Origin of the sequence: Pseudomonas sp. BNK-44-b, from assembly GCF_047456245.1 — a bacterium.
In the GTDB taxonomy this organism is placed as follows: domain Bacteria; phylum Pseudomonadota; class Gammaproteobacteria; order Pseudomonadales; family Pseudomonadaceae; genus Aquipseudomonas; species Aquipseudomonas machongensis.
This window is the reverse complement of record NZ_CP179908.1, coordinates 2849852-2864709: the sequence shown is the minus strand read 5'-3', so window position 1 is coordinate 2864709 and position 14858 is coordinate 2849852. Positions and strand designations below refer to the sequence as shown.

Genomic DNA, 14858 nt, shown 5'->3' with positions numbered 1-14858 from the left:
CATGTGCATTCATTCAACAAGGAGAGTCGAGATGAAATCCACCTTTGCAACACTGGCCGGTGCACTCGCACTGGCGACACTGCTGCCGGCGTTCGCCGAGCAGAAATATGTAGGGCAGTTCGAGACCGAGGACGAGTTCCTCGACCTGAACCTGGTCATTCCCGACGAGGGGCGTGAAGGGACAGGCCGACTGCGCATCGATACCTGGTCGTGCAACCTGGCACTGGGCTCGCCAGCCCCAGCAGCGGTCGCCGATGCCACTCGCTATCCCATCATCAAGGCTGATGCCGGCCTTTGCGCCGATCTGGACAAAGGCTACGTACTTGGCTGGCAGGTCGGCAAGAACCTTCAGATCCAGGTGTTCAATCGCTACAAGAAGGACAGGTTCGGCACTCGCCTGACCCTCGTTCGCAAGTAGCGGCCAGACCCGCCCGACCCACCGCAACCCCTATCAAAACCAGCGCAAGGCAGGCATTGGCCGTCGCCGACGGGAAAGTCGTGCCCGCTGCAAGGAGGCAAGCATGTGCATCAAGCAATCGGTTGGTGAAGGTGGCAACAACGACAAGGGCGATGTCCGCACCCTGCAGTTGTTGCTCAACATGAACAGCGGGCGCGGCGAATTCGTCTGTGCCCTGGTGACCGACGGACTCTGGGGGCCGGGCTCGCGCACGGCCCTGAAGCGCTACCAGGAACTCCAGGGCATTGCTCAGAGCAAGACGGTCAGTGCCGACGACGACACCATCAAGGCCCTGCGCGCAGGCCTGCCATCGACGATCGGCACGGCGACCTTGTGGGCGGTGCTGATCCATGCCACCGGTGCGAAGGTCGAGGCGTTTCGACAGCCCATCCTCGATGTGTTCGCCCGTTACAAGATCGACACGCCACTGCGCCAGGCGCACTTCCTGGCGCAGATCGCCCATGAAAGTGGGTGCCTGCTCTACACCGAGGAAATTGCCAGCGGCAGCGCCTATGAAGGGCGCAAGGACCTGGGCAACACCCAGTCGGGCGACGGCAAGCGCTTCAAGGGACGTGGCCTGATCCAGCTGACCGGACGGGCCAATTATCGCCAGTACGGCCAGGCCTGCGGGCGCGACTTCGAACTCAAGGATGCGCCCACCCTGGTCAGTACCGACCCGTTCCTGGCGGTGGATGTCGCCGGCTGGTTCTGGGACAGCCGCAAGCTCAACACCTACGCCGACAAGGACGACGTGAAGGAAGTCACCCGCCGCATCAACGGTGGCTTCAACGGCCTCGACGACCGCATCGCCTACCTGACCCGCGCCAAGTGGCTACTGGGGCTGTGACCGGCTTGCCGGGCATTCGCCCGAGCAACGCATGAATGATTCAACCCAACGAAAAGGAGCTTCACGATGAACAAGCGTATTGTCAGAAACTGCACGCGCCTGGCCCTTGTCAGCCTGGTGACCCTGGTCGGCATCGGTGCCGCCCAGGCCGACCCGACCTGCAGCAAGGGAACCCTGGCCGGCACTCCGCGGATCAATGCCCAGCACATCTTCTGCGGTGAGGTCAGTGCACCTGGCGTTGCCAAGGGCTTCCACAGCCGTCCGGGCGGGATCAACCCCGACAGCGTCAGCAATGCACCGGCGGGGACGCACGGCGCGGGTGATGTCTACACCTTGAAGAACTTCACCATCGCCGAGGGTGCGAGAACCGGGACGAAGAGCATTTCCACGATGTTCCCCGATCGCTGCACCGAGACCCAGGTGATCGCTGCAGTGCGCAATGCCTACGCGACCAGGGTTCAGGATGCCTCGAACAAGAGCAAGTATGTCGGCTCCTCGGGGACCGAGTGCCAGAAGGGCACACCTGCTGCTGCGTTCGATATCGTGTTCTATCTGAACGGCGATCTGATCAATACCGCCTATCCTAAACCCTGATTGCATCCACTCGTCGCCACGGGGCAGGTACCCGTGGCGACTGTTTTTCACTTTGCGACAGGAGTACGCCCATGACCTTTTCCGATGGCTTGCAGGCATTCATCGCCGAAGAGGTGACTCGCGAAAGTATCGATACACTGCTGGAAAAGGCAGAAGCCGTTCGCTACGGATCGGCCGACGTTATCTACAGTGGCAACGCCTTCCTGGTGACCTTCGTGGCGGACACCGCCGTGCTGCGCCACCACCACGTGGCGGATTGGCCGGAAGTACGGGTGCCGCTGGCCGAGTTCATCCAGCGCTTGCGCGCCTGGGCCGAGTGAGGTGATGCAAAAGGGTTTTATGCGATGATGGCGAGTCGCCTTTAGCCAATACGCGCCAAGCGCAGGGCGGCTGCCTTCGACCAACCATGGATGATCATCGTGTTCAAACCGCTACTCCCTCTCGCCCTGAGCGCCCTGTTCCTGGGCGGCTGTGCCGGCCACGCGCCGAGCAAGGACAAGGTTTCCCTGCGCACCGACAAAAGTGCGATCGTCGGTATCTGGGCGATGATGCCGCTTAAGAGTGGCATCGCCAACGTCGCCGAATACAAGGCCGACGGCAAGGTGCTACTGCACCCGTTCAACTGCGCCGAGCCCAAGACCCAGGCCGTCGAGATTTCCGACTACAAGGTGGCCGAGGACGGCAGTTCGATCCACGTTCAGTCCGAGGCGCGTGCGTTCGACCTGAAGGTATTGGGTTTTGCCCCGACGGTCATGATGTTGAGCATGCCAGTCGCCGATGCCCAGCTCACCTTCCTCTACCGCAAGGTCGACCAGGTGGCGCCGCTATGTGACCTGTACGTCGATGCCAAGGGTGAGGCGGCACGGCGAACCCCGTTCCAGGCAAGTGACTTCGCCCCGGCGCCGGCAGTACCAGCAGGCCATGCGGGGCTCGAACGCTATATCGGCAAGTGGGCGAGCAAGGCCGGCGCGGTGCAGATCGAGGTCGTTCGTGACGCCAGTGGCGTCTACCTCTATCACCGCCCGGACGAGAACTGGCGCTACCTGTACAACAACGTGCGCTGGACGGGCGATGCCCTGGCCTTCAACAGCTACGCCTATACCGAGAAGCCGGCGCTGTTCCGCCATCCCTACCACAAGACCAATACGCCCATGACCCTGGAACCGCTGGAAAACGGCCAGGCGCGCCTGACCTACCTGATCGACGGCAAGCGCTTCGACAGCCTGCTGCACAAGACCAAGGACTGAGCCGAGCCCAGTAGAGACGGGCTTGCGTCATGGCGGCTCGTCTCTACAGGAATATGGAATATAAATTAATTTGCATATTAGGTTATTCCTAAAATCAATTTAATTTATCTATCGCGACTCGGTACAGTCAGTGCTCCAACGCACGTACCTTCCCGAGGAGCTCCATGCCGATCCGTTCCCGCCTACTGTTGATTGCCGCCAGCCTGCTGCTGGCAACCCAGGCCTTTGCCGCCGAGCGCCTCACCCTGCGCGTCGGTGACCAGAAGGGCAACATGCGCGCCCAGCTCGAGGCTGCCGATGCACTGCGCGACCTGCCCTACGACATCCACTGGGCCGAGTTTCCGGCCGCCGCGCCACTTGCCGAGGCGCTCAACGCAGGCGCCATCGATGCAGGCATCATCGGCGATGCCCCACTGCTGTTCGTGCTCGCCTCCGGGGCGCCGGTCAAGGCCATTGCGGTGGACAAGTCCGACCCCTACGGCACCGCGGTGCTGGTGCGCCCGGAGTCGTCTCTGCGCAGTGGCGCCGACCTCAAGGGCAAGCGCATCGCCACCGGCCGCGGCTCGATCGGCCACCATATTGCGCTCAAGGCCTTGGAGCAGGCCGGCCTGAGTGAGAAGGACGTGGAGTTTCGCTTTCTGGGGCCGGTGGACGCCAAGATCGCCCTGGCCAACGGCTCGGTGGACGCCTGGGCGACCTGGGAGCCTTACACTGCACTGGCCGAGACCAGCGGGCAGGGCAGGGTGCTGGTGAACGGTCGCGGCCTGTCCAGCGGCAACAGCTTCCTGGCGGTTACCGACCAGGCGCTGCAAGACCCTGCGCGACACGCGGCCTTGCAGGACTACCTCAAGCGCCTGGCTGGCGCCCAGGTGTGGGCCAACCAGCACCTGGACAGCTATTCCAAGTCCCTCGCGGCGATCATCGGTTTTCCCGAAGAGGCCGCGCGGTTGCAGTTCGAGCGGCGCAAGCTGCACTGGCAAGGCATCGATGAGCACACCGTGACCCAACAGCAGGAGACCGCCGACTTCTACCATGCCCATGGCCTGATGACGCAACGGCTGGATGTTACCCCAACCTTCGCCAAGGGTTTCAGCGTACCTGCCGACTGAGGCACGCGGCGAGGTTCACACCCCGCGGGTCAGCCCGCCATCGACCTTGATGTTCTGTCCGGTGATGTAGGCCGCACCTTCGCTGGCCAGGAAGGCGATGGTCGCGGCGATTTCCTCGCTCTTGCCGTAGCGCTTGAGCGGCACGCTGTCGCGGCGTTGCTCGGTGGCCGGCAGGCTGTCGATCCAGCCGGGCAGAACGTTGTTGATCCGCACGTTATCCTTGGCGTAGGTGTCGGCGAAGATCTTGCTGAACGCTGCAAGGCCGGCACGGAACACGGCCGAGGTCGGGAACAGGTCGCTGGGCTCGAACGCCCAGGCGGTGGAGATGTTGATGATCACGCCACCTTGCTGTTTCTGCATGGCCGGGGTGACCAGGCGGGTCGGGCGGATGACATTGAGCAGATAGGTGTCCATGCCCTTGTGCCAGTCGTCGTCGCTGATCTCCAGGATCGGCGCACGTGGGCCGTGGCCTGCGCTGTTGACCAGAACATCGATGCGCCCCCATTTCTCCAGCACGGTGTCGACCAGGCGTTGCAGGTCGTCGTTGGACTGGTTGCTGCCGGTCACGCCGATGCCGCCCAGTTCGTTGGCCAGGGCCTCGCCCTTGCCCGATGAAGACAGGATTGCCACCTTGAACCCGTCTGCGGCCAGGCGCCGCGCCGCCGCTGCACCCATGCCGCTACCGCCGGCGGTGATGATCGCTACTTTTTCTACTGACATGTGACCTCCAATGCAATGCTTGGCTGATGTGAGGGGGTCAGCCTAGCACCGGTACACCGCTGGCAGGGAGGCAGCAGGGGTTTGTCGATTCAGTAGAAAATCTATTGCCTCAGGGGGCTTCCACCTGCGCCAGCAGCCAGCCGCGAACCACGTCCAGTGCGGTCGGTGTGCTGCCCTTGCGGGGCCAGACCAGGTAGAAGTGCTTGTCCATCTCCAGCGCCTGCTCGAATACCTGCACCAGCCGCCCGGCCTGCAGGTCTTCCTGCACGAACAGTTCGCTGGACAGCGCCAGCCCTTGCCCGGCCACGGCGGCCTCGATGGCCAGCGAGGTCTGGTTGAAGCGTACGTTCTTCGGCATCGGTTGGGTCGGCTGGCCGAACAGCTGGGTGATGAACTCGGGCCAGAAATTATGCGCATCGTGCAGCAGCAGGAAATGCTGCAACTGCTCGAGGCTGTGCGGTTTACCCCACTGCGCCAGCAGTGCGGGGCTGGCCACCGCGACCACCCGCTGCCTGAGCAGCAGTTCGGTGTTGAGCCCTGCGCCGAAGGGCGGGTGGCCGTAGCGCACGGCAAGGTCCACGCCGTCGGCCTGGAAGCGCGACAGGCGATCGGTGGCCAGCACCCGCAGGTCGATCTCGCCATGGGCCTCGGTGAACGAACTCAGCCGTGGGATCAGCCATTTCGAGGCGAAGGTCGGGGTGACGCTGACGGTGAGGTGACGGTTGTCCGGGCGCAATGCCGCAGTGGCTTCGCCGATCAGGGCCAAGGCGTTGCGGATACTATGGCTGTAGCCCAGGCCCGCATCGGTCAGGCGCAGGCCGCGTGGCAAACGCTCGAACAGCCTGATGCCCAGGCTCGCCTCCAGCCCCCGTATCTGCTGGGCCACAGCCGCCTGGGTGACACCCAGCTCCTCGGCCGCCAGGCGGAAATTCAGGTGACGCGAGACAACCTCGAACACGCGCAGGGCATTGAGTGGGGGGAGGGCGGTCGGGCCTTCGGTCATGGTCGTGCCTGCTGGTGGAGATCGCTGGAGGATAACAGTTTGCGCCGCCGGCTCTGTTGCAGGATCGGTGTAACCGGTACCCTCGACGGCCCATCGTTTTCAGGACCATGCCCATGTCTCGAGGTGCCGTGATTGCAGCCGGGCTGCTGCTGTTCGCCAGTGTTCGGGTGTTCGCCGAGCCGCCCACCGTGATGCAGCGCTACGCCTGCAGCGCTTGCCACCAATTGGATGCGCGGGCCGTGGGCCCGTCCTGGCGGGAGATTGCTGCGCGTTATCGCGACGGCAGCAAGGACGCCGGGCAGTTGGTGCAAAGCGTCCGACAGGGCAGCCGGGGGCAATGGGGAGTGGTGCCGATGCCGCCACAGGCGCAAGCCCGCGAGGAAGATTTGCAGGCCATTACCCAGTGGATTCTCGAACAGCATTGAAAGCTGGGTTCACTATCCTGAAATTCGCAATGAATCATCCTGATCTGTCCTGCTTATCGCGACGGACCTGAACGCATAACCTGTGCCTCACCGACACCCGGCGAGGCCGTCAGTCCATGCAGCAAGTCCCTGTCTCACGTGCCCTCGCGGCACGCCTGCTCCGCCACTTCCCGGGCCAGTGCGAGAAACGCGGTCATGCCTGCCGAGGGATTGCGCCGCCCGGCGTAGTACAGGCACAGCCCCGGCAATGGTGGCGTCCAGTCGTCCAGCACACGCACCAGGCGCCCGGCCGCGATGTCCTCGCGCACGTCCTGCTCCATGAAGTAGCCAAGGCCCACGCCGGCCATGACGGCAGCACGTGCCAGGCTGGCCTCGTCCAGGGTGATGGGGCCCTGCACGTCGATCTGCTGCGCGCTGTTGCCGTTGGCGAACCGCCAGCGGAACAGCGCGCCATCCGGCAGGCGCACGCGGACGCAACTGTGGCGCTGCAGGTCGGCCGGCAACCGTGGCGTGCCCCGCGCGGCCAGGTAGGCGGCGGAGGCGACCACGGCATAGCGCTGCGGCCGGCCGAGGGAAAGGCTGATCATGTCGCTGGGCACCAGGTCGGCGACTCGCACGCCCAGGTCGAAACCATCGGCGACGATGTCCACCAGGCGCCCCTCGGTGACCAGGTCCACCTGCATCTGCGGATAGCGCCGCAAGAACTCCAGTACCAGCGGCCCGATGATCTCGCGTGCGGCGAACGCCGCAGCGTTGATGCGCAGCATGCCACTGGGCTGATCGCGCTGGGCGCGCACCACTTCCAGGGCGCCTTGCACCTCGCCCAGCGCCGGGGCGACGTGCTCGACGAACAGGCGCCCGGCATCGGTCAGCGACACGCTGCGCGTGGTGCGGTTGAACAGGCGCACGCCAAGGTTCGCCTCGAGCTTGCCGATGGCATTGCTCAAGGCGGTGGTGGACATCCCCAGGTCGATGGCCGCCGCGCGAAAACTGGCGCGCCGGGCGATGGCGAGGACGGCATCGAGGTCGTTGAGGCTGACGCGCTCCATGGTTCGGCTCGTTCGGACAAAAACACGATTCTATCCGCAACCCAGGTTGCTACCACCGGAGAATATCCATGAGTCATCCGTCAGAAACCCTGCGTGGCAAGCGCGTACTGGTCACCGCTGGCACCAAAGGCCTGGGCAAGGCCACGGTCGAGCTGTTCCTCGAGCTGGGCGCCCGTGTACTGACCTGCGCGCGCACAGCGCCCGTCGATGCCCCTCAGGCGTCGTTCGTCAAAGCCGATCTGACCACCCTCGAGGGGTGCGAGCAGTTGGCGGGCGAGGTCGAGCGGCAGCTGGGCGGTGTCGATGTCATCGTTCATGTGCTGGGCGGTTCCAGCGCACCGGCCGGGGGCTTTGCCGCCTTGGGCGAGGCGCATTGGCAACAGGAGCTGGACCTCAACCTGCTGCCCGCCGTGCGTCTGGATCGGGTCTTGCTGCCCGGCATGCTGGCGCAGGGAGGCGGGGTGATCGTTCACGTCACCTCGATCCAGCACCAACTGCCGCTGCCGGAAGCCACCACCGCCTATGCGGCGGCCAAGGCGGCGCTGTCGACCTACAGCAAGAGCCTGTCCAAGGAAGTCGCACCCAAGGGCGTACGCGTGGTGCGGGTCGCGCCCGGCTGGATCGAGACCGAGGCCTCGGTAGCCCTGGCCGAGCGCCTGGCCAGCGAGGCGGGCACCGACTACGAGGGCGGCAAGCGCATCATCATGCAGGCCTTGGGCGGCATCCCGCTGGGTCGGCCCGCCAGCCCGAAGGAAGTGGCCAACGTCATCGGCTTCGTGGCCTCGCCAGCAGCTGCGGCGGTGACTGGCACCGAGTTCGTGGTGGATGGCGGGACCGTCCCTACCGCTTGAACCGCGTTACGAGGCGGTCCACACGGCCAGTTCGTAGCCGTCCGGGTCGATGAAGTGGAAGCGCTGGCCGCCAGGGAAGGCGAAGGTGGCGCGGCTGATGCGCGCGCCTGCTGCTTCTGCACGTCGTTGGGTGGCTTCAAGGTCGTCGGCGTAGAGGATGACCAGCGGGCCACCGGGTCGTACCGCTTCGCCGGTGGTAAAGCCGCCGCTCAGGCGGCCATCGGAGAACTCGGTATAGGTGGGGCCGTAGTCGGTGAAGGACCAGCCGAACACTGCGCCGTAGAACGCCTTGCTGCGGCCGATGTCGGTGACGTTGAACTCGATGTTGTCGATCTGTCGATCCTGCCCGCGAATACCCATGTGGCCTCCTTGCGTGATGGAGCGCGCAGTCTAGCGCATCAGCGCAAGCGCAGGGGCTTGATCACGGTCTCTCCCAGCGTATCGCCGGCTCACCTGCTCGTGGCTTGCTCAAGCTCCAGGGCCTGCAACGATCGTCCACGGACGATATACTCCGCGGCCCATGTCGTCCCCCGGAGAACCCCATGCGGCAGGCTTTGCTTATCGTCGATGTCCAGTCCACCTTCAGCCCTCCTGAGTGGCTGATCGATGGAATCCGCGCGTTGGCCGCGAAACTCCCCGCCATCGCCTCGGTCGAGTTGCACGACGAGCAGGTCACGCCGTTCCAGCAGCAGCTTGGCTGGCATCCAGCGCGCGAGGACGAGAGCCTGATCGAGGCAGACGAAGTGTTCGTCAAGCACGGCTACGGGCAGACCGCCGAGGCCATCGACTACCTCAAGCGACTGGGGGTGGAGCGCGTGCTGGTCTGCGGCCTGCAGACCGAAACCTGCGTACTGGCCGCCGGCTTTGCGCTGTTCGATGCCGGACTGAACCCGACCTTGATCACTGACCTGACGGTGGGCTCTTCACTGGACCGCTCGGGCAAGTTGGGTATCGAGCTGTGGACCCATCACTTTCGCCAGGTGACCACGGTGGCGCAGGTGGTCGAGGGGCTGCAAGGCTGAAGGGGCTGCACGCCAGCCCCTTGCACCTACACCACCGCGATCAGGTCAATCTCCACCGCGGCATTCTTCGGCAACTGATACACCCCCACCGAGGTGCGGGTATGCTTGCCGGCGTCGCCCAGCACTTCATGCAGGATCGCCGAGGCGCCGTTGGCCACTTCGCTCTGCTGGGTGAAGTCTGCCGCCGACTGCACGAATACATTGATCCGCGCGATACCCTTGACCGCATCCAGCGAGCCCAGGCTTTCGCTCAGCAGCTTCAGGCAGCGCAGGGCGCTGATCTTGGCGGCAGTCTGCGCATCGGCGAGGCTGACGTCCTCGCCCACCCGCCCCGGGAGCACCACGGTGTCGTTGACCCGCGGGATTTGCCCACTGATGTACACCTGGTCGCCCAAGTGCAGCACCGGCACGTAGTCGCCGCCGATCTTCAGCGGGCCATCGAACGAATAACCCAGCGCCTGCAGAGCGGCTTCATAGCGGTCGTGTCTGGACATCGGTAGTGCTCCCTGTGTGCTCGAGGCGATGGCCAAGCGTAATCAAACGCCCGCGTGCCGACCAGTGGCTCAACCCTCCCAGCGCTTGAAAATCACGCTGGCATTGACGCCGCCGAAACCGAAGCCGTTGGACAGCGCGTATTCGGTATCCAGGGGCCGCGGCTGGCCCGCGGCAATGTCCAGCCCGGCGGCTGCGGGGTCAGGCTCGACCAGGTTGAGCGTGGCCGGCGCCTGTTGGTCGCGCAGGGCAAGCACGGTGAAGATCGCCTCGATTCCGCCGGCGGCGCCCAGCAAGTGGCCGGTGGCAGACTTGGTCGCGCTGATCACCGGTGAGGGCACGTTGGCGAACACCGCCTTGATCGCTGCCAGCTCGCCCTTGTCGCCCACCGGTGTCGAGGTGGCATGGGCATTGAGATGGCCGACCTGTTGTGCACGGATACCGGCCTGGCGCAGGGCCAGGGTCATGGCGCGTCGCGCGCCGTCGCCGTCTTCTGGCCCCGAGGTGATGTGATAGGCGTCGGCGCTGGTGCCGTAGCCCACCAGCTCGGCCAGCGGCGTGGCGCCGCGTGCCAGTGCATGCTGCAGTTCTTCGATCACCAGCAGGCCGGCGCCTTCGCCCATGACGAAGCCGTCGCGGCGGGTGTCGAACGGGCGCGAAGCCTGTTCCGGGTGCTCGTTGAAATCGCTCGACAAGGCCCGCGCGGCGGCAAAGCCGGCCAGGCTGACACGATGAATGGCCGCCTCCGCGCCCCCGCACAGCGCCACGTCCGCTTCACCGGCCAGGATCATTCGCGCGGCGTCGCCAATCGCCTGCACCCCGGCAGCGCACGCGGTGACCGGTGTACCCAGTGGGCCCTTGAGCCCGTGGGCGATCGACACCTGGCCGGCAGCCAGGTTGCCGAGGAAGGAGGGGATGGTGAAGGGTGACAACTTGCGTGGGCCTTTGCTGTCGGTGGTGCGCACGGCCTCGGCGATGGCCGGGAAGCCGCCCACGCCGGTACCGATGATGGTTGCCGTGCGTTCCTGCTGTTCGGCGCTTTGCGGTTGCCAGCCGGCCTGCGCCAGGGCCTCCTGTGCGGCGCCCAGGGCGAACAGGATGAAACGATCGACCTTGCGCTGCTCCTTGGCTGGCAGTACGCGGTCTGGATCGAAGCCGGCCTCGCTGTCCTGCTGCAGGTCCGGCACCTGGCCGCCGATGCGCACCGCCAGGTCGCCGATCAGCGATTCCGGCAACTGCGCAATACCCGAGCGCCCCGCCAGCAGGCGTTCCCAGACCCGCTCAACGCCACACCCCAGCGGTGTGACCGCTCCCATTCCGGTAACGACGATACGCTTGCTCATGAAGGTCCAACTCCCATGGAGGTTTGCTACTATTCAGCTCAAGAGACGTTACTATCATTATAGAAGTAACATCCAGCCCGAATATTTCACAGACCCGTGGTGAGCCTGCCTGATGCAACGCAAGACGCTTGTGGATTCCGAATGCCCTATCGCCCTGAGCCTTGAACACGTGGGGGAGTGGTGGAGCCTGTTGATCATGCGCGATGCCTTGCAGGGCCTGAGCCGCTTCGACGATTTCGCCAAGAGCCTGGAGATCGCTCCGAGCATGTTGACCCGCAGGCTCAATGCGCTGGTGGAGGCCGGCCTGCTCGAGCGCCATGCCTACAGCACCCGACCCTTGCGCCACGAATACCGGCCCAGTGCTCGGGGGCGCGACCTGCAGGGCGTGCTCTATGCGCTGATCGCCTGGGGTAATCGGCATTTTGCGCCTGAGGCCATCAGTGTGCAGGTGGTGGAAAAGGGCACGGGCAAGGCCTTGCAGCCGATGATGGTGGACGTGGAGTCCGGGCGCGTAGTGCCCTGGTCGCTGTGCGAGCTGGTGCAGGGCCCTGGCGCCAGTGAGGGGATGCGGGCGCGGCTGCAGCGCAGTCGCGAGGGCTGATCAGCCGCGCAGGGCAGGGGCCTGGCGCAGGCCGTCGCCGGCCACTTCCACCTGGTCGGCACGCAAGATTGCAGCGCGCTGATGTTCGTATTCCTGCTGCGACAGGCCTCGGCGTTGCAGCGCCTCGAGCTGCAACTGGCGCGTTTCCTCGGCTGTGTAGGGGCGTTGTTCGGGATGGCTGGCACAGCCGGCAAGTGCGGCGATACCAAGGGCGGCCAGGGCAGCGAGCAGCAGGCGGGCGGTGGCGTTCATCGGCGGGTTTCCTGGTTCGAGGATTCGTCTTGCGAGTCGTTGAACACAGGTTATCGAGCACGGCCGCCGGGCAGAAATCGTCGTGCTCGATAGTCACTATCGATGAACGCGTCCGGCTCAGATCACCCGCGCACTGTGCAGGGCTTCCAGCGCCTGGCCGCGCAGACGAGCCAGGCGTTCGTCCTGACGCTCGCGCGGGTAGCCGAGGCCGACCCTCAGTTCGCGGCAGACAGTGCCCGGCCGGTTGCCGATCACCAGCACGCGGTCGCTCAGGTACAGCGCCTCGTCCACGTCATGGGTGACCACCAGCAGGGCGATGCGGTGGCGGCGTGCGAGGTCCAGCAACAGGTCCTGCAGCTTGAAGCGGGTGAAGGCATCCACGGCGCTGAACGGCTCGTCGAGCAACAGCAATTGTGGTTGGCCGTACAGCCCGCGGGCGATGGCCACGCGCTGGGCCATGCCGCCGGACAATGCCTTGGGCAGCGCATCGGCGAAGCCGCCCAGGCCCACCTCGTCGATCAGGCCATTGACCCGGGCACGGTCGTAGCGCCGGTCCTCACTGAAGCCGATATTGTCGGCCACGCTCAACCAGGGCATCAGGCGCGGCTCCTGGAAAACGAAACCGACCTGTTCCGGGCGTTGCTGCAGATGGCCAACGAAGTCGCGGTCCAGTTGCGCCACCAGGCGCAGCAGGGTGCTTTTGCCGCAGCCACTGGGGCCCAGCAGGCTGACGATCTCGCCGGGTTGCAGTTGCAGCTCGACCGCCCCCAGTACCGCAGTGGCACCGAATGCCTTGTGCTCGACGCGCAGGTCGAGCAAGGGTGCAGGTGTCGGTGCGGCAACGCGCAAGGGTTGGTTCATGGATTCAGGCTCCTCGGTCCGTGCCGTCGAAGGTGTCGCGCCAGTTCAGCCAGCGCTGCTCCAGCCCGGCCAACAGGCCATCGCTGAGTTTGCCGAGCAGTGCCAGGACAATGATCGCCGCGAGCACCAGGTCCGGTCGTGAAGTCTCCCGGCCGTCGCTGAGCAAATAACCCAGGCCGCGGGTGGCGGCGATCAGCTCGGCGGCGACGAGAAACATCCAGCTCAGGCTCAGGGCGCTGCGCAGGCCGGTGAATACGCCGGGTATCGCAGCCGGCAGCAGGATGCGCCGGGCCAGGCGCAATGGGCCGAAGCCGTACATGCGCCCGACCTCGACCAGCTTGCGGTCGATGTTGCGGATCGCGGCCACGCCGTTCAGGTACACCGGGAAGAACGCGCCGATGGCGATCAGTGTCACCTTGGAGGTCTCGCCGATGCCCAGCCACAGCAGCAACAGCGGCACCCAGGCCAGGCTCGGGATCGCCCTCAGGCTGGCGAAAGTCGGTTCCAGCCAGGCCTCGGCCTCACGGCTCAGGCCCACCCAGGCGGCGAACAGCAGCCCCAGGGCGGCGCCGATGGCAAAGCCGGCCAACACCCGCGACAGGCTGGCACCGATGTGTTTCCACAGCGCGCCGTCGGCCAGTTGCACCAGGGTCTGCGCCACTTCGCTGGGGGCGGGCATCTGGTAGGAAGCGATCCAGCCCAGGCGCACGACGGCCTCCAGCAGCAGGATGATCGCCAGAGGCAGCGCCAGGCCCTTGAGCCGACGTGGCCAGGGCGAGGCGGCAGTGGCGGGCGCCGGCGCGCTCACGCTGCGAGTGTGCGTGGAGAGGCTCATCGCTCGATGCTGGCCTTGCCGAAGGACGGGTCGATCAGCTGGTCGATCACGGCGTTGACGTCGGCGCCACGCTTGACCAGCTCCTCCGACACCAGGATCGGCGCCGCGGCCTTGGAGGCTGCTACGTCCTGTTCGGTCAGTTGCGGTGCCGAGAGGTCGGTACGCGACAGCTGCAGCTTGGCCACATCCAGCGGGAGCTTGGATTCATCGGCCAGCAGGCGGGCGAACTCGTCCGGGTGTGCGACTGCCCAGTGGCGGGCCTGCTCGTAGGCCTTGATCACCGTGGCGATGGTTTGTGGATGCTGCTTGGCGAAGGTCTCGGTGACACTGACCACGCCATAGCTGTTGAAGTCCTTGTTGCGGTACAGCAGGCGTGAGCCGGCTTGCAGTTCGCTGGCAGCCATGTGCGGATCGAGGCCGGCCCAGGCATCGACATCGCCTTTCTCCAGTGCGGTGCGGCCATCGGGGTGCTGCAGGTGCAAGAGCTCGACGTCGTCCTTTTTCAGCCCGGCCTTTTCCAGTGCACGCAGGGTGAACAGGTACGGGTCGGTACCTTTTGTGGCGGCGATCTTCTTGCCCTTGAGGTCGTCGAGTGTCTTCAGCGGCGAGTCCTTGGCCACCACCAGCGCGGTCCATTCGGCGCGGCTGTAGACGTACACCGACTTGATCGGGCTGCCGTTGGCCCGGGCCAGCACCGCCGAGAGGCTGGCCGAAGAGCCGAAGTCGGCACCGCCGCTGTTGAGGTATTCCAGCGAGCGGTTGCTGCCCTGGCTGAACACCCAGGTGACCTTGGAGTCAGGCAGGGCTTTTTCCAACCACCCGAAATGCTTGAGCACCAGGCTTACGGGGGAGTAGTAGGCGTAGTCCAGGCGGACTTCCTTGGGCGCGGTTTCGGCGTGGGCGACGGGATTGAAGGCCAGGGCAACGAGGCCGGCAATAGACAGCGACTTCAGGGCGCTGGGCAGGGCTTGGGCAAACAGACGCATGGGGCGATCCAGTCGAGAAGAGGGATCAGGACCGGTTGCAGGCAGCGTGCCATCTCGCCAGGCCCTTGTTCTGCGTAGGCGCAGGAGCAAATCGGGGCTGACAGCTGTGGTGAGGCGGGCAAAGTGTTGCCCTGCTGTTGCAGGGCGAACAGTTGAAGGGGCAG

At 65.3% G+C, this 14858-nt stretch carries 20 protein-coding genes; 10 read left to right on the top strand and 10 right to left on the bottom strand.

Annotated elements, in window-relative coordinates:
- The first annotated feature begins 31 nt into the window (after positions 1-31).
- From ACMGGG_RS12925 to ACMGGG_RS12900, 6 genes are all read left to right on the top strand, one after another.
- A complete protein-coding gene (locus ACMGGG_RS12925; protein WP_063545189.1) occupies positions 32-418 on the top strand; it encodes a hypothetical protein in 387 nt (128 codons plus the stop codon).
- 103 nt (positions 419-521) lie between these two features.
- Positions 522-1304: a glycoside hydrolase family 19 protein gene (locus ACMGGG_RS12920; protein ID WP_081255251.1), complete on the top strand. Its 783-nt coding sequence runs from the start codon at positions 522-524 to the stop codon at positions 1302-1304.
- Positions 1305-1370: 66 nt separating this feature from the next.
- Positions 1371-1898 carry an EndoU domain-containing protein gene (locus ACMGGG_RS12915; protein WP_151924892.1) on the top strand — a complete coding sequence of 176 codons (528 nt, stop codon included), beginning with the start codon at positions 1371-1373 and terminating at the stop codon, positions 1896-1898.
- Between the two features lie 71 nt (positions 1899-1969).
- Positions 1970-2218: a hypothetical protein gene (locus ACMGGG_RS12910; RefSeq protein ID WP_063545187.1), complete on the top strand. Its 249-nt coding sequence runs from the start codon at positions 1970-1972 to the stop codon at positions 2216-2218.
- A gap of 90 nt (positions 2219-2308) precedes the next feature.
- The gene (locus ACMGGG_RS12905) at positions 2309-3145 is read left to right on the top strand and encodes a hypothetical protein (RefSeq protein ID WP_063545186.1); all 837 of its coding nucleotides are present in this window, start codon (positions 2309-2311) and stop codon (positions 3143-3145) included.
- A gap of 164 nt (positions 3146-3309) precedes the next feature.
- The gene (locus tag ACMGGG_RS12900; RefSeq protein ID WP_063545185.1) at positions 3310-4254 is read left to right on the top strand and encodes an ABC transporter substrate-binding protein; all 945 of its coding nucleotides are present in this window, start codon (positions 3310-3312) and stop codon (positions 4252-4254) included.
- A 15-nt stretch (positions 4255-4269) separates the two neighbouring features.
- Here the strand turns inward: ACMGGG_RS12900 and ACMGGG_RS12895 are convergent, their stop codons facing one another.
- Together ACMGGG_RS12895 and ACMGGG_RS12890 are read right to left on the bottom strand one after the other, a co-directional pair.
- Entirely contained in the window at positions 4270-4974 is a 705-nt protein-coding gene (locus ACMGGG_RS12895; protein WP_063545184.1) for an SDR family oxidoreductase, read from the bottom strand.
- 109 nt (positions 4975-5083) lie between these two features.
- On the bottom strand, positions 5084-5977 hold the full coding sequence (locus ACMGGG_RS12890; protein ID WP_063545183.1) for a LysR substrate-binding domain-containing protein: 894 nt from the start codon (positions 5975-5977) through the stop codon (positions 5084-5086).
- Between the two features lie 113 nt (positions 5978-6090).
- Here ACMGGG_RS12890 and ACMGGG_RS12885 point away from each other — a divergent pair, with 113 nt between their 5' ends.
- A complete protein-coding gene (locus ACMGGG_RS12885; RefSeq protein ID WP_196759865.1) occupies positions 6091-6402 on the top strand; it encodes a c-type cytochrome in 312 nt (103 codons plus the stop codon).
- Between the two features lie 134 nt (positions 6403-6536).
- On the opposite strand, the gene ACMGGG_RS12880 is transcribed toward ACMGGG_RS12885, so the two are convergent.
- Complete coding sequence (locus tag ACMGGG_RS12880; protein ID WP_063545182.1) at positions 6537-7451, bottom strand: LysR family transcriptional regulator; 915 nt, start codon at positions 7449-7451, stop codon at positions 6537-6539.
- A gap of 68 nt (positions 7452-7519) precedes the next feature.
- On the opposite strand from ACMGGG_RS12880, the gene ACMGGG_RS12875 reads away from it, so the two are divergent.
- Positions 7520-8302 carry an SDR family oxidoreductase gene (locus tag ACMGGG_RS12875; protein WP_063545181.1) on the top strand — a complete coding sequence of 261 codons (783 nt, stop codon included), beginning with the start codon at positions 7520-7522 and terminating at the stop codon, positions 8300-8302.
- A gap of 6 nt (positions 8303-8308) precedes the next feature.
- On the opposite strand, the gene ACMGGG_RS12870 is transcribed toward ACMGGG_RS12875, so the two are convergent.
- The gene (locus ACMGGG_RS12870; RefSeq protein ID WP_063545180.1) at positions 8309-8662 is read right to left on the bottom strand and encodes a VOC family protein; all 354 of its coding nucleotides are present in this window, start codon (positions 8660-8662) and stop codon (positions 8309-8311) included.
- Positions 8663-8844: 182 nt separating this feature from the next.
- Between ACMGGG_RS12870 and ACMGGG_RS12865 the strand changes: the two genes are divergently transcribed.
- Positions 8845-9324 carry an isochorismatase family protein gene (locus tag ACMGGG_RS12865; protein WP_063545179.1) on the top strand — a complete coding sequence of 160 codons (480 nt, stop codon included), beginning with the start codon at positions 8845-8847 and terminating at the stop codon, positions 9322-9324.
- A gap of 26 nt (positions 9325-9350) precedes the next feature.
- Here ACMGGG_RS12865 and ACMGGG_RS12860 read toward each other — a convergent pair whose 3' ends face one another.
- Entirely contained in the window at positions 9351-9818 is a 468-nt protein-coding gene (locus tag ACMGGG_RS12860; RefSeq protein ID WP_414155617.1) for a RidA family protein, read from the bottom strand.
- A 69-nt stretch (positions 9819-9887) separates the two neighbouring features.
- Positions 9888-11159, bottom strand: a complete 1272-nt coding sequence (gene fabF, locus ACMGGG_RS12855; protein ID WP_063545177.1) for a beta-ketoacyl-ACP synthase II — start codon at positions 11157-11159, stop codon at positions 9888-9890.
- A 112-nt stretch (positions 11160-11271) separates the two neighbouring features.
- On the opposite strand from fabF, the gene ACMGGG_RS12850 reads away from it, so the two are divergent.
- On the top strand, positions 11272-11760 hold the full coding sequence (locus ACMGGG_RS12850) for a winged helix-turn-helix transcriptional regulator (protein ID WP_063545176.1): 489 nt from the start codon (positions 11272-11274) through the stop codon (positions 11758-11760).
- Here ACMGGG_RS12850 and ACMGGG_RS12845 read toward each other — a convergent pair whose 3' ends face one another.
- The 4 genes from ACMGGG_RS12845 to ACMGGG_RS12830 form a co-directional block, all read right to left on the bottom strand.
- The gene (locus ACMGGG_RS12845; RefSeq protein ID WP_054891461.1) at positions 11761-12012 is read right to left on the bottom strand and encodes a hypothetical protein; all 252 of its coding nucleotides are present in this window, start codon (positions 12010-12012) and stop codon (positions 11761-11763) included.
- 117 nt (positions 12013-12129) lie between these two features.
- Positions 12130-12873 carry an ABC transporter ATP-binding protein gene (locus ACMGGG_RS12840; protein ID WP_054891460.1) on the bottom strand — a complete coding sequence of 248 codons (744 nt, stop codon included), beginning with the start codon at positions 12871-12873 and terminating at the stop codon, positions 12130-12132.
- 4 nt (positions 12874-12877) lie between these two features.
- The gene (locus ACMGGG_RS12835; protein WP_153773882.1) at positions 12878-13708 is read right to left on the bottom strand and encodes an ABC transporter permease; all 831 of its coding nucleotides are present in this window, start codon (positions 13706-13708) and stop codon (positions 12878-12880) included.
- Positions 13705-14694, bottom strand: a complete 990-nt coding sequence (locus ACMGGG_RS12830) for an aliphatic sulfonate ABC transporter substrate-binding protein (RefSeq protein WP_323452263.1) — start codon at positions 14692-14694, stop codon at positions 13705-13707. The genes ACMGGG_RS12835 and ACMGGG_RS12830 overlap by 4 nt, the downstream gene beginning before the upstream one ends.
- Positions 14695-14858: the final 164 nt, after the last annotated feature.